We start from the raw sequence: 13,234 nt of genomic DNA, 5'->3' as shown, positions 1-13,234 counted from the left end.
TTCGGGAACGCCGTATATGACGTTTCGACGATTAGGTGTTATTATTGCATCTATGCTTTTTTTTGCGCTGCTTTATTGTTATTTCATGGTGAGTGTCTTTACAAAAAAATGTTATACGCAGCATGATTTATTAATTTATCAGTTATTAACGCCGAAATTGATTAAACAGGTTCCAAGGGTATCCAGCGACTGGTTTTTTGTAAGCCATACAGATGAGGGTAGCCATCTTCAACGCAGTGAAATAGTTTTTACGGGGATACCTAAGAATGATATTCACAGAGCAGAAGAAAAATTAAACGCATACGTTGAATCTTATCCTGCAAGTCGCGAGATGATGAGTGTCGTTGTTGAAGCAAGAGCTGGGAATTATGATGTTAAGGTCATTCACTACAAATCGGATGAATGAAGAAAATAAAAGGCCATCAAACTTGCTGATGGCCTTTTTCACTTACTCGATATCGAGCGGGTCTTCGGAGAGGATTATCCCGGTGTTGTCGGCGTACAGGTGGTCGCCGGAGAAGAATGTCACGCCGCCAAAGTTGACGCGCACATCGCTTTCCCCAATACCTTCTCCTGAAGCACCTACCGGAATTGCGGCAATCGCCTGAATGCCGATATCCAGTTCTTCCAGATCGTCTACCTGGCGGACTGAGCCGTAGATGACCAGACCTTCCCATTCATTCTGTACGGCCAGTCGTGCCAGTTCGGCATCGACCAGCGCACGACGGACAGAACCGCCGCCATCGACCAGCAGAATGCGACCACGGCCATTTTGTTCGAGCAGATCGTACAGCAACCCGTTGTCCTCGAAACATTTTACCGTGATGATTTGTCCGCCAAACGACGACCGTCCTCCAAAGTTAGAGAACAGCGGTTCCACGACGTTGACATCTTCCTGATAGATGTCACAAAGCTCGGATGTATCGTATTTCATAGGCTTAACGTTCAGTTGCTGCGAGAATTTTTAGTATATCGCGCTATGTGTACTGTTGGCAAAATCATCAATTGTTAATTGATATTTGTCAGTTAAAGAGACCACTGACTTAAGAAAATTCCAACGACAAACAGCAAGTTAGTTAATAGTGCCGCTTTTACGGTGCGTTCCAGCATCGGACGCATTGCCGCAGGATCCATTTCGCGCATCACGTAACGCGCCTGTTTGAAAAGCAGCGGAGCGGCAAGGATAAACAGCCATCCCCACAGACTTTGTAGCGAAAACAGGTTAAACAGCGCCAGGCAGACCAGCGTACCCATCAGCAGGCAGGCATGGTAGCGGCGGGCATTGACGGCACCTAAACGTACTACCAGCGTGTTCTTGCCGTTCTCTCTGTCGCTGTTGATATCGCGCAGGTTGTTGACGTTGAGCACGGCAGTTGCCAGCAGGCCACAGGCGGTGGCAGGCAGAATCAGCGCCGGAATCAGCGTATGCGCCTGCAGATACCAGCTTCCCATCACGCTAAGCCAGCCAAAGAATACCAGCACGGAAATATCGCCCAGACCGATATATCCGTAAGGGCGATTACCCACAGTGTAGGTGATCGCCGCGATAATCGACAGGCCCCCAAGTACCAGGAAACCGACAAAATCCGCCAGCGTGTGGCAGGCCACAGCAACCAGGGCCAGACCCGACAGACAGATCAACACCACGGTAACGATCAGCGCACGCTTCATCTGCTGTTGGGTGATAACCCCTTTTTGCATACCGCGCAGTGGTCCAATGCGGTCGGGCTTGTCGCTGCCTTTGACGGCATCGCCATAGTCGTTAGCGAGGTTGGACAGAATTTGCAGCAGTCCTGCCGTAATCAATGCCAACAGAGCAACCAGCGGATCGAAGTATCCTTGCCACCATGCTAATGCCGTACCGACGATGATCGCCGCGAAGGCGAGCGGTAAGGTCTTAGGTCGTAAACTTTCCAGCCAGGCTTGTGAGCGGCTAATTTTTTGTTGTTCAGTCATATTTAGCGCCAATAAAAATGGGGCTTTATCAGCCCCATCAACAGTGATGAAAATGCATTGAACGCGATTATAGGATAAAACGGCTCAGATCTTCATCTGCGACCAGCGCATCCAGATGTTTGCTCACATATTCGGCATCAATTGTGATGCTTTGGCCGTTTAAATCGCTCGCATCATAGGAAATATCTTCCATCAGACGCTCGAGAACGGTATGCAGACGACGTGCACCGATGTTTTCGGTGGTTTCATTGACCTGCCAGGCCGCTTCGGCAATGCGTTTAATGCCCGATTCGGTGAAGTTGATGTCCACACCTTCGGTCGCCATCAGCGCTTTGTACTGGACGGTGATGGAGGCATTCGGTTCGGTAAGGATACGCTCAAAATCGCTGGTGGTCAGCGCCTGCAGCTCGACACGAATCGGCAGACGACCCTGCAGTTCCGGGATCAGGTCAGACGGTTTCGCTACCTGGAATGCGCCAGAGGCAATAAACAGAATGTGGTCTGTTTTCACCATACCGTGTTTAGTGGAGACCGTGCAGCCTTCAACCAGCGGCAGCAGGTCGCGCTGTACGCCTTCACGGGACACGTCCGGGCCGGAGGATTCGCCGCGCTTACAGATTTTGTCGATTTCGTCGATAAACACGATTCCGTGTTGCTCAACGGCGTCGATAGCTTCCTGTTTCAGCTCTTCCGGATTCACCAGTTTGGCCGCTTCTTCTTCAATCAGCAGCTTCATCGCGTCTTTGATTTTCAGCTTACGCGGTTTTTGCTTCTGACCGCCCAGGTTCTGGAACATGGACTGTAGCTGGCTGGTCATCTCTTCCATTCCCGGAGGCGCCATGATTTCAACGCCCATCGGTGCGGCCGCGAGATCGATTTCGATCTCTTTATCATCCAACTGGCCTTCACGCAGTTTTTTACGGAACGCCTGACGCGCTGCTGAAGGTTCCTGCGGCTGCTCTGACTGTCCCCAGTTATTTTTAGCCGGTGGGATCAGCACGTCGAGAATGCGCTCTTCCGCCATCTCTTCGGCACGGAAGCGGTTTTTCTCGATGGCCTGAACGCGGACCATTTTGATGGCAGCATCGGTCAGATCGCGGATGATAGAGTCAACTTCTTTACCAACATAGCCGACTTCGGTGAATTTCGTTGCTTCAACTTTGATGAACGGCGCGTTGGCCAGTTTTGCCAGACGACGGGCGATTTCGGTTTTACCGACGCCGGTTGGGCCAATCATCAGAATGTTTTTCGGCGTAACTTCATGGCGCAGCTCTTCGTTGAGCTGCATGCGGCGCCAGCGGTTACGCAGGGCAATCGCCACGGAACGCTTAGCGTTGTCCTGGCCGATGATGTGTTTGTTCAGTTCGCTGACAATTTCGCGTGGGGTCATTTCAGACATGGGGGATCCTTACGCTTTGGAGTTCAATTCTTCGATGGTATGGAAGTGGTTGGTATAAATGCAGATATCCCCTGCAATATCCAACGCTTTCTCAGCAATCTCGCGTGCGCCAAGCTCGGTGTTTTCCAGCAGAGCGCGTGCAGCAGCCTGGGCGTAGGGACCGCCGGAGCCGATGGCAATCAGATCGTTTTCTGGCTGGATGACGTCGCCGTTACCGGTGATGATGAGTGATGCAGTTTCATCCGCAACGGCCAGCAGCGCTTCGAGTTTGCGCAGCATACGGTCGGTACGCCAGTCTTTTGCCAGTTCAACGGCAGCTTTCACCAGGTGACCCTGGTGCATTTCCAGCTTGCGTTCAAACAGTTCAAACAGCGTGAATGCATCCGCAGTACCACCCGCAAAGCCCGCGATGACTTTGTCGTTGTACAGACGGCGGACTTTCTTCACGTTGCCTTTCATTACGGTGTTACCCAGTGTGGCCTGACCATCACCGGCGATTACCACATGGCCGTTACGGCGTACGCTTACTATTGTTGTCACGAGCAGACCCCTTGGTTACAAATGCAAAACACAGGCCCCGCGCAGTATGCGGGGCGTAATGCAAGTATAGATGGGGGGGATTTTGGGGGTTTCAACCCCCAGTGGCGAGTCGAATGCAGTTTGTGTGACCAGCAACTTTCAGGCGGCTGATGGTGTTGTCGGCATTCTCTTTGCCTTTGACCGGACCAATGACCACGCGATTCCAGCCGTTATTGGTGGTAATACGTGAGTTGAAGCCTTCAAAAGCCAACTGCGCGCGCACGGTTTCTGCCTGCTCAGCGCCTTTAAATGAGCCGCACTGTACCATCCAGCGGCGTTCATCTTTTTTCTCCGCCGTCTGTTTTGGCGGCTGCGTTTCATTTGTTATCGGCGCGGCCGGCTGCGTTTTCGGCTGAGCGGCGGTGGTATGCGCAGGTGTTTGCAGGAGATCCTGATACGGCTGTTGGGCCGCCGGTTTTGGCTGCGCCTTCGGCTGCTGTACCGGTGCGGCTTGCGCAGTACGCGTTTGCTGCTGCTGGTACGGCTGTTCCGTTACCCGTTGGCGCGGCTGTTGAGCCTGCTGTTGGGTGTTATTCCACTGCTGCTGTTGCACCTGACGTTGACGCTGCAGCGTTTGCTGGCGTTGTTCCGCAGTTTGTTCGTTCCACGGTACTTCGTTGAGCTGCGTTGGCTGTTGGCGCATATCGGCCTGCATTTGCGCCAACAACTGGCGCTGCTCATTGGTTAGCTGATCGGCGTTCAGTACCTCGCCGCCTGCAGACGGTTCGGTAGGCGCACGTACGCCAGGCTGACGGCTTTCCAGCTCTTTGATGTATCGCCAGCGCTCTTCCGGTTTTGGCGGGATGCCATTACCGGTGACTTTCTGGTTTTGCAGCGTTTCGGACTCTTCTTTCTTGTGATGCGTAATGAAGTACAGACCACCGATAAAGGTCACGAGTACGGCTGCAGCAATAGCAACCATAGCGGGCGATACCGCAGGCGTATTGCGTTGTTTTTTCCGTGATGTGCTCTTCTTGCGCCGCGAAGGTGCCGGTTGGCCGCGACGTACATAATCTCGTTGTGCCACTATCGTTTCGCTGTATTTATTCGTTCGTCAGCCCGCCATGTTACTTAAGCGGCGGGCCTTTGACCAGACAGGGGAGTCCGAAAGCACTTTACTTTACGTCAGTGCCCGGGTAGTGCCCCGAATAATAAGCTCGCAGTCCAGTAAACGTGAGCCACTGCTGACGTTCTGACCTTGTAATTGATCGAGCAGTAACAGCATAGCTTCACGTCCGATATCGAAACGCGGCTGTGCGACGGTTGTCAGGGGTGGATCACAAAATTCCGTGAGCGAAATATTATCAAAGCCAATGATGGATAAATCGTCAGGTACCTTCAGACCCTGACGTTTGGCGTAAGAGAGTGCCCCCAGCGCCATGACATCGCTGTGGCAAAAGACCGCAGTAGGTGGCTGTGGAAGCTCAAGGAGTTGCTTAAGCGCATTGGCTCCCGCTTCATAGGTAAAGTCACCACGCGCGATGAAATGCGGATCGACCGTAATTCCACTGCGGCGCAATGCCTGAACGTAACCTTGCAGACGGTAATGGCACAGCGGCATATCCTCTGGTCCGGCGATACAGCCAATGCGTTTATGCCCCAGTTCCAGCAGATAGTTCATCGCGTTGAAGGCGGCGGTGAGATTATCAATGTGCACGGTGGGGAGTTCCAGCTCTGGCGCGAACTCGTTGGACATGACCATCGGCGGCAAGTTGCGCTGCTCTTCCACGCTGGCATCAAACGGCAGTCGCGAACTGAGCAGCACCATGCCATCGATCTGTTTGGTGATAATGAGGTTGAGGAAGGTCTTTTCCTGCTGATTCTGGTGGGCGCAGTCGCCGATAAGCACCAGATATCCCTGCTCAGCGGCGGTCACTTCTATGCCGCGAATCACTTCACTAAAAAACGGATCGCAGATATCCGGCACAATCACCAGAATGGTACGTGATTCATTACGCTTAACGTTGCGTCCCATTGATTGGGGTAAATATCCCACTTCCAGCGCAGCCTGTTCAACCTTGTTACGGGTTGACTGCGAGACTTTGTCCGGGTTCATTAATGCGCGGGATACGGTTGCCGTTGAGACTTTCGCCTTCAGAGCAACATCTTTCATCGTAGCGGCGGCAACCTGCTTATTCGGTTTCACTCTTTCTCCTCGCCAGAGAGCTGCTGGCACAGACTCGTCCTTGAATAGCCTTCATCTGAAACATTTTTATCAGATAGTTAATGGAAGCGGTTACAGAATTTTCATAAAAAGTGTGATGGATCTTTAATTTTACGATCCGCCTCGCATCGTGAGGGATTATCCCTCGATGGGATCGACATCCAGCACCCATTTAACCTTACGTGCATCGGGTAACGTATTGATCAGCGCCAGTGTGCCGCTGACGATATGCTGCAGGCGAATTCGCGACGGATGTTGCAACAAAATTTGCCAGCGATAGCGACCGCCGCGCTTGGGGGCCAGGGCGGGAACCGGGCCGAGCACCCACAGTTTGTCATCGGCAAGCGGACTGGCCTGGATCAGATTTCGCAACTGTTGTAAGAACATTGGCGCATGCTGGTTGTTATGATCTTCTGCCCGCACGATCACATGGCTGGTCCACGGTGGAAGCTGGAGCGTTTGTCGCTCGGCCAGCGCCTGCTCGGCAAACGCGTCATAACCTTTGTACAGCAAAGTTTGCAGCAGCGGATGCTCAGGATGGTGCGTTTGTAGCACCACTTCGCCCTGTTTCCCGGCGCGTCCTGCTCGCCCGGAGACCTGCGTGTAAAGCTGGGCGAAGCGTTCTGCCGACCGGAAATCTGCAGAGAACAGCGCGCCGTCAACGTCCAGAAGCGCCACCAGGGTGACGTCCGGGAAGTGGTGGCCTTTGGCCAGCATTTGCGTGCCGATCAGAATTCGTGCGCCGCCGCGATGTACTTCCGCCAGATGCTGCTCCAGCGACCCTTTACGGCTGGTGGTGTCGCGATCGATGCGTGAGATTGGCACGCCGGGGAAAAAAGGGGCCAGAGCCTGCTCAAGCTGTTCGGTGCCGAGTCCAACCGGAACCATATGCGTTGAGCCGCAGGAAGGGCACTGACGTGGTATTGGGCGCTGGCTGTCGCAGTGGTGGCAGCGTAAATGGTGCTGTGCCTGATGCAGCGTGTAGTAGTGATCGCAGCGCGGACATTCGGCAATCCAGCCGCAGTCATGGCACAGCAGTGCAGGAGCAAAGCCCCGGCGGTTCAAAAACAGAATCACCTGGTTATCCGCCTGCAGGTGCTGACGCATACGGGTGATAAGCGCAGGGGCGAGTCCGGCCTGCACCTGCTGACCTTTGAGATCCAGCACGTGCTGAGTGGCGGGGCGCGCATTTCCGGCACGGCGCGTCAGGCGCAGCATGCGATATTTTTTCTGTCGCACGTTGCACAGCGTTTCCAGAGCCGGAGTGGCTGAGCCGAGAATAATCGGGATTTGCTCGCTGTGGGCGCGATAAACCGCGAGATCGCGCGCATGATAGCGCCAGCCTTCCTGCTGTTTATAAGAGCTGTCGTGCTCTTCGTCGATGACAATCACGCCGAGATTTTTAAACGGTGTAAACAGCGACGAGCGCGTGCCGATAACAATCGCCGCTTCGCCATTTTTTGCTTTCAGCCAGGCCGAAAGACGTTCGCTGTCGTTCAAACCGGAGTGCAGGACTTCGACTGGCGCATTGAAGCGTTCGCGAAAACGGGCAATAGTTTGCGGCGTCAGGCCAATCTCCGGCACCATCACCAGCGCCTGTTTGCCCTGGGCCAGGACATTTTCCAGTACGCTTAGATAGACCTCTGTTTTGCCTGAGCCCGTCACGCCCGCTAATAGCCAGGCGCTAAAACTGTCCGCGGCGCTGTGAATCGCCCCGACGGCGGTGGCTTGCTCGGTGTTCAGTCGAAGACGCTCACCGGAAACCGCGTAGTGGGTACGCCAGTCGCTAAAACCAGGCGTTTCGCTCGCCAGATCGCACAGCCCTTTTTTCCGCAGCGCCTGTAATGCGGCGTCATTAAATTCGAGCTCAGCCACCTGGTCGCGCCAGATTTTTCCCTGGCGTAGCGCAGCCAGCGCCTGCTGTTGCTTGGGAGAGCGCTTGAGGCTGTTGAGATCAATAACCTGACCTTCTTCAGTGGCAAACCAGTACCATATGGGCGCGTTTGTCGCCGGGCGTCCCTGGCGCAGCAGGATCGGCAGGGCATGAAACAGTACGTCGCCGATAGGGTGATGGTAATAGTCAGCCGCCCACAACAGCAGACGCCAGACGGAGGTCGAATAAACCGGCTCGCTGTCCAGCACTTCGAGAACGGCTTTCAATTCGCTCAGCGGCAGTTCGCTGTGCTCGCTGACGGATAAAACGATGCCCACGCGCTCCTGTTGCTTGCCAAAGGGCACGCGTACACGACACCCGGCTTTGGCGCTCATGCCTTCCGGCAGCAGGTAGTCAAAGGTGCGAGGTAGCGGAACGGGTAAGGCAACGTGCGCAACGGGCATTGAATCATCCTGACTTGAAATCTGGCGGGTTAGTATACACATTAGTGAAGGGTAGAATGCGGATCAGTTTGCATGAGCAGGTTAATTTCTGTATGATTCGCCGCCTTTGATGCAAATTGATTGCGTCAAACAATGACCATTACCCGAGAGTTTCAGGCTGTTGATGCAGCGTGAAAGGTGACGGGGAATAATTAACATCGCGTGGTGTCTGGCGTTAGGGCTGGAAGAGCGACGCGGCCTTAAACCGAGGTTTTCCCATGAAAAAAGATATTCACCCGAAATACGAAGAAATTACTGCAAACTGCTCTTGCGGTAACGTCATGAAAATCCGCTCTACCGTCGGTCACGATCTGAACCTGGACGTGTGCGGTCAGTGCCACCCGTTCTATACTGGCAAGCAGCGTGATGTTGCTACCGGTGGCCGTGTTGATCGCTTCAACAAGCGTTTCAGCATCCCAGGCAGCAAGTAAGTTTCAGCTGTCAGAAAAAAGCGCCTTATGGCGCTTTTTTTGTATCTGCGCCTGCAGACTGAAATTCGTATTGATGTATTGAATGATGTCTTTTATTTAATAAGTAAAACAGTGTTTTTATTTTTACGATAAAATGTTTCAACTGGTGATCTGCGTCCTTTTTATCTTCTTGTTTTTGCCACTTATGCCAATCTTTGGCAAAATACCAAAGGTTTCTTCCTTCTTTCTAAAATACACTTTCGTGGAAATATAAAATTATTCTTATTCCTTCATCGTTTCTTCATTTATGGACGGAGCGAGATGGGCAATTTCCTAGATTTAGTGTGAAGAGGGATGGTCATGAAATTTAAATCCGCGTTATTACTGATTTCATTATTCTCTGCGGCCGCGCAAGCGGGTTATGTTGATTATCGACATGAATATTATGATGATGGTCGTAATTACGACCGTGTTTATATGTCGCATCGTTTTGCTACTGGTTTTGGTGTCGCAGTCGAGGCCATTTCACGTTCCGAAAATACGCAATCTAATGATGCGTGGAATAATATGGAAAGTAATGGCAACGAGTATACGGCGAGCTACCAGTTCACCTGGAATGACCTTGTCTGGCAGACGGGTATTGCGCTCGAAACGGGCGATAACATCGCGATTTATAAGCCTTATATTCGCGTGCAGTATAACATCAATGACCATTGGTGGACCGCGTTCCGCTATCGTCAGGAGTACATGCGCAGAAACACTGACGGCAAGGATGACCGTATGGTCTATCGTCCGGAAGCATGGCTCGGTTATAACATCAATGACTGGATGTTTGAGCTAAATGGCATTTATAAAATTGCCGATAGCGAAGATTTATATAACAACCGAAAAGACGATTACGAATATAACTTCCGTGTGGCGTATAAAATAGGCTCATGGGTTCCATTTGTTGAGGTGGGTAACGTTTCCTCGGGGTATAACACCACAACCACAGACGATCGTCAGACCCGCTATCGCGTTGGTCTCGGTTATAACTTCTGACCGTTAATACACTTCGTATCGATTTATTATGCTGAGCATCGGTATACGCATAGTTTGCGTGAATAATGTGTCTAAGGAGTTAACATCATGTCTAATGATGGAACAATGATTGGAAGCAATCAATATATTGCCGTCAGGCCTTTCGGATTAAGAGATAAATTCGGTTATTTATGTGGTGACCTCGGAACCTGTTTTATTCTTGGGCTGGTAAATAGTTTTTTAATGATTTATTACACCAACGTACTCGGTATTTCCGGTGTTATTGTTGGTTCACTCTATTTTGTGACCAAACTCTTTGATGCGTTTGTCGACGTTGGCGTAGGGCGCTTATGTGATACCTCTAAACTGACGGTTCATGGACGATTTAACCCCTGGGTGCGCCGCATGAAGTACCCGTTTTGCATCATTGCGGTCGTTCTGTTCCTGCCGTTTGTGCATGATTTTTCTTATACGGCGAAAATTATCTACATCTGCTGTTCCTATTTTATTTACGGTTCGCTGTTATCGACAGTGAGTATTCCGTATGGTGCCATGTCTGCGGCGATTAGCTCGAATCCGGAAGATCGCGTATCGCTGTCAACCTGGCGCAGCGTTGGGTCCGCCATCGGCGGCGGGACAACCGGCTTTTTTATTCCGATCCTGATGTACACCACTCTGGTGGACGGAAGCCAGGTGATCTCTGGACAGCATTTCTTCTGGATTGCCATTGGTTGTTCTGTGCTGGGGTTTATCTTTTTAACGTTGACCTGTCAGTTAACGACGGAACGCGTGCGGGTGGAAAGAAAAGAGAGCATGCCGGTTTCTGTGCTGCTGAAGGGGCTGATACGCAATAAAGCGCTAATTGTTTTAGTGGTTGTGGATCTGCTGATTGTGATTAATCAGGGGTTGTCTGGTACCAACATGACTTACCTGTTTAATGACTATTTCCATAACAAAGAGGCCATGTCCGTTGCATTGCTATTCACCTTTGGCTCTCTGGTTTTGCTGGCACCCTCGGCATCCTGGCTCACGAAGCGCTTTGGTAAGAAAGAAGCCAGCGTAGGCGCGCTGCTCTTTGCGGTAGCCATGTATGTGATTATGTACTTCACCCACATTACCGACGCGAAGGTTTATTTGGTTTTCCTGTTCCTGGCGACGCTGGGTGCCGGGTTATTCAACCTGATGATTTGGGCGTTTATGACCGATGTGTGTGATTATCACCAGTATGTCACCGGCGATCGTGAAGATGGGACCGTCTATGGCGTGAACTTCTTCGCCCGCAAGGTTGGCCAGGCGTGCGCTGGGGCTATTGGCGGCTTTATGCTGGCCATCATTGGTTATCAATCTTCGTCAACGGGCGGCGCTGTGCAAACCAGCATTGTGCAGGAAAACATCTATACGATGGCAAATCTGTTACCGGCTTTATGCCTGTTTTTGGCAGCGGTCATTCTGATTTATTTCTATCCATTGAACCGTAAAGAGACGCTCAAAATGGAAGAAACATTGAATAAGATTAATGGTATCAGTAAGTAACGTAGTGAGAAGCGGCGGGAGTAATCCCGCCTTTTCTCATCTGTCTTGAAAAATCAGTATTCCCACGTTTCCGGGTTGATACCCAGTTCACGCATAATTACCTTTGCTTCTTCCGGGATTTCATCGCTGCGCTCTTTACGCAGGTCGTCATCGTTGGGTAATGGTTGCCCGGTAAAAGCATGCAGAAACGCTTCACACAGCAGTTCGCTGTTGGTGGCGTGACGCAGGTTGTTAACCTGACGACGCGTGCGTTCATCGGTAAGGATTTTTAACACCTTCAGAGGAATGGAAACCGTAATTTTTTTGACTTGCTCACTCTTCTTACCGTGCTCAGCGTATGGGCTGATATATTCGCCGCTCCATTCAGCCATGAGATACCTAATCCTCTTTGTCATTAATATTGAGGCCAGAACCTGAGCCCGGACCATAATTGCGCGTAGTTTATCGTAGTGGCGTGGCCCTGACACGAAGTAAGCCGACGCAGATGTACGCTAATGCATATAATTTTAACGGCTATTTCCGGTTTGCTCAATCTATACGCAAAGAAGTTTAGATGTCCAGATGTATTGACGGCTATCGTAACTATGATTACTCTGGTGTCTGACTTTTCACCGACTCAGCCAGGATCTCCTCAATATGACGCGTAAACAGGCCACCATCGCAGTGCGTAGCGGGTTAAATGACGACGAACAGTACGGTTGCGTTGTCCCGCCGATCCACCTCTCCAGCACCTATAACTTTACCGGTTTTAATGAGCCTCGCGCCCATGACTATTCGCGTCGCGGTAACCCAACGCGTGATGTCGTTCAGCGTGCGCTGGCGGAACTGGAAGGTGGGGCGGGGGCAGTACTGACCAATACCGGCATGTCGGCGATTCATCTGGTGACTACGGTATTCCTCAAGCCTGGCGATCTGCTGGTCGCACCGCACGACTGCTACGGCGGAAGCTATCGTCTGTTTGACAGCCTGGCAAAGCGTGGCTGTTATCGCGTACTGTTTGTCGATCAAGGAGATGAGCAGGCGTTGCAGGCGGCACTGGCGGAGAAACCGAAGCTGGTGCTGGTAGAAAGCCCAAGCAACCCGCTGTTGCGCGTGGTGGATATCGCGAAAATCTGCAAGCTGGCGCGCGAGGCTGGTGCGGTCAGCGTGGTGGACAACACTTTTTTAAGCCCGGCACTGCAAAATCCACTGGCATTAGGCGCCGATCTGGTGTTGCATTCATGCACGAAATATTTAAACGGTCACTCCGACGTAGTGGCTGGTGTGGTGATAGCAAAAGATCCGGAAATGGTCACTGAACTGGCATGGTGGGCGAATAATATTGGTGTGACCGGCGGCGCGTTTGATAGTTATCTGCTGTTGCGCGGCCTGCGTACTCTGTCACCTCGTATGGAGGTGGCGCAACGTAATGCTCAGGCGATTGTGGATTATCTGCAAACTCAGCCGCTGGTGAAAAAATTGTATCACCCGTCATTGCCGGATAATCAGGGCCATGAGATTGCCGCGCGTCAGCAAAAAGGGTTTGGCGCGATGTTGAGTTTTGAGCTGGATGGCGATGAGCAAACGCTGCGTCGCTTCCTCGGCGGGTTGTCATTGTTTACGCTGGCGGAATCGTTAGGGGGCGTTGAAAGTCTGATCTCCCATGCCGCAACCATGACACACGCGGGAATGGCGCCAGAAGCGCGTGCTGCTGCCGGAATTTCGGAAACGCTGTTGCGTATCTCCACCGGTATTGAAGATGGCGAAGATTTAATTGCCGACCTGGAAAATGGCTTCCGGGCTGCAAACAAGGGGTAA

Annotated in this window: 13 protein-coding genes; 5 read left to right on the top strand and 8 right to left on the bottom strand. The window is 51.9% G+C overall.

The features are described from left to right. The first annotated feature begins 16 nt into the window (after positions 1 to 16). On the top strand, positions 17 to 406 hold the full coding sequence (locus tag B9P82_RS19500; RefSeq protein WP_094761942.1) for a hypothetical protein: 390 nt from the start codon (positions 17 to 19) through the stop codon (positions 404 to 406). Positions 407 to 448: 42 nt separating this feature from the next. Here B9P82_RS19500 and rraA read toward each other — a convergent pair whose 3' ends face one another. The 7 genes from rraA to priA form a co-directional block, all read right to left on the bottom strand. Then, positions 449 to 934 carry a ribonuclease E activity regulator RraA gene (gene rraA, locus B9P82_RS19495; protein ID WP_008787034.1) on the bottom strand — a complete coding sequence of 162 codons (486 nt, stop codon included), beginning with the start codon at positions 932 to 934 and terminating at the stop codon, positions 449 to 451. A 92-nt stretch (positions 935 to 1,026) separates the two neighbouring features. Next, positions 1,027 to 1,956: a 1,4-dihydroxy-2-naphthoate polyprenyltransferase gene (menA, locus tag B9P82_RS19490; RefSeq protein ID WP_016157915.1), complete on the bottom strand. Its 930-nt coding sequence runs from the start codon at positions 1,954 to 1,956 to the stop codon at positions 1,027 to 1,029. Between the two features lie 67 nt (positions 1,957 to 2,023). Continuing rightward, positions 2,024 to 3,355, bottom strand: coding sequence for an HslU--HslV peptidase ATPase subunit (hslU, locus tag B9P82_RS19485; RefSeq protein ID WP_003028803.1), 1,332 nt, complete (start codon positions 3,353 to 3,355; stop codon positions 2,024 to 2,026). 9 nt (positions 3,356 to 3,364) lie between these two features. Then, positions 3,365 to 3,895: an ATP-dependent protease subunit HslV gene (gene hslV, locus B9P82_RS19480; protein WP_003028805.1), complete on the bottom strand. Its 531-nt coding sequence runs from the start codon at positions 3,893 to 3,895 to the stop codon at positions 3,365 to 3,367. 91 nt (positions 3,896 to 3,986) lie between these two features. Continuing rightward, positions 3,987 to 4,961, bottom strand: a complete 975-nt coding sequence (gene ftsN, locus B9P82_RS19475) for a cell division protein FtsN (RefSeq protein ID WP_072034356.1) — start codon at positions 4,959 to 4,961, stop codon at positions 3,987 to 3,989. Between the two features lie 93 nt (positions 4,962 to 5,054). Then, positions 5,055 to 6,080, bottom strand: a complete 1,026-nt coding sequence (gene cytR, locus B9P82_RS19465; RefSeq protein ID WP_016157916.1) for a DNA-binding transcriptional regulator CytR — start codon at positions 6,078 to 6,080, stop codon at positions 5,055 to 5,057. A 156-nt stretch (positions 6,081 to 6,236) separates the two neighbouring features. Beyond that, positions 6,237 to 8,435 (bottom strand): primosomal protein N', encoded by a 2,199-nt coding sequence (priA, locus tag B9P82_RS19460; protein ID WP_016155264.1) that lies wholly within the window; start codon positions 8,433 to 8,435, stop codon positions 6,237 to 6,239. Positions 8,436 to 8,692: 257 nt separating this feature from the next. Here priA and rpmE point away from each other — a divergent pair, with 257 nt between their 5' ends. The 3 genes from rpmE to B9P82_RS19445 all read left to right on the top strand — a co-directional run bounded on the left by rpmE (position 8,693) and on the right by B9P82_RS19445 (position 11,437). Further along, positions 8,693 to 8,905 (top strand): 50S ribosomal protein L31, encoded by a 213-nt coding sequence (gene rpmE / locus B9P82_RS19455; RefSeq protein WP_008787040.1) that lies wholly within the window; start codon positions 8,693 to 8,695, stop codon positions 8,903 to 8,905. 339 nt (positions 8,906 to 9,244) lie between these two features. Next, positions 9,245 to 9,925, top strand: coding sequence for an oligogalacturonate-specific porin KdgM family protein (locus B9P82_RS19450; RefSeq protein WP_047497584.1), 681 nt, complete (start codon positions 9,245 to 9,247; stop codon positions 9,923 to 9,925). A gap of 87 nt (positions 9,926 to 10,012) precedes the next feature. Then, the gene (locus tag B9P82_RS19445) at positions 10,013 to 11,437 is read left to right on the top strand and encodes an MFS transporter (RefSeq protein ID WP_101700770.1); all 1,425 of its coding nucleotides are present in this window, start codon (positions 10,013 to 10,015) and stop codon (positions 11,435 to 11,437) included. Between the two features lie 53 nt (positions 11,438 to 11,490). On the opposite strand, the gene metJ is transcribed toward B9P82_RS19445, so the two are convergent. Continuing rightward, positions 11,491 to 11,808, bottom strand: coding sequence for a met regulon transcriptional regulator MetJ (gene metJ / locus B9P82_RS19440; protein WP_003825168.1), 318 nt, complete (start codon positions 11,806 to 11,808; stop codon positions 11,491 to 11,493). A 265-nt stretch (positions 11,809 to 12,073) separates the two neighbouring features. Between metJ and metB the strand changes: the two genes are divergently transcribed. Then, on the top strand, positions 12,074 to 13,234 hold the full coding sequence (gene metB / locus B9P82_RS19435) for a cystathionine gamma-synthase (RefSeq protein WP_101700769.1): 1,161 nt from the start codon (positions 12,074 to 12,076) through the stop codon (positions 13,232 to 13,234).

Source organism: Citrobacter sp. L55 (genome assembly GCF_002850715.1).
GTDB classification, from domain to species: domain Bacteria; phylum Pseudomonadota; class Gammaproteobacteria; order Enterobacterales; family Enterobacteriaceae; genus Citrobacter; species Citrobacter braakii.
The sequence above is the reverse complement of the archived record's forward strand: the minus strand, read 5'-3'. Positions and strand labels throughout refer to the sequence as shown.

Bases quoted from the DNA above. Each gene is read 5' to 3' on its own strand.
- B9P82_RS19500 (WP_094761942.1), top strand. From the start codon at position 17: ATGACGTTTCGACGATTAGGTGTTATTATTGCATCTATGCTTTTTTTT.
- rraA (WP_008787034.1), bottom strand. From the start codon at position 934: ATGAAATACGATACATCCGAGCTTTGTGACATCTATCAGGAAGATGTC.
- menA (WP_016157915.1), bottom strand. From the start codon at position 1,956: ATGACTGAACAACAAAAAATTAGCCGCTCACAAGCCTGGCTGGAAAGT.
- hslU (WP_003028803.1), bottom strand. From the start codon at position 3,355: ATGTCTGAAATGACCCCACGCGAAATTGTCAGCGAACTGAACAAACAC.
- priA (WP_016155264.1), bottom strand. From the start codon at position 8,435: ATGCCCGTTGCGCACGTTGCCTTACCCGTTCCGCTACCTCGCACCTTT.
- rpmE (WP_008787040.1), top strand. From the start codon at position 8,693: ATGAAAAAAGATATTCACCCGAAATACGAAGAAATTACTGCAAACTGC.
- B9P82_RS19450 (WP_047497584.1), top strand. From the start codon at position 9,245: ATGAAATTTAAATCCGCGTTATTACTGATTTCATTATTCTCTGCGGCC.
- B9P82_RS19445 (WP_101700770.1), top strand. From the start codon at position 10,013: ATGTCTAATGATGGAACAATGATTGGAAGCAATCAATATATTGCCGTC.
- metJ (WP_003825168.1), bottom strand. From the start codon at position 11,808: ATGGCTGAATGGAGCGGCGAATATATCAGCCCATACGCTGAGCACGGT.
- metB (WP_101700769.1), top strand. From the start codon at position 12,074: ATGACGCGTAAACAGGCCACCATCGCAGTGCGTAGCGGGTTAAATGAC.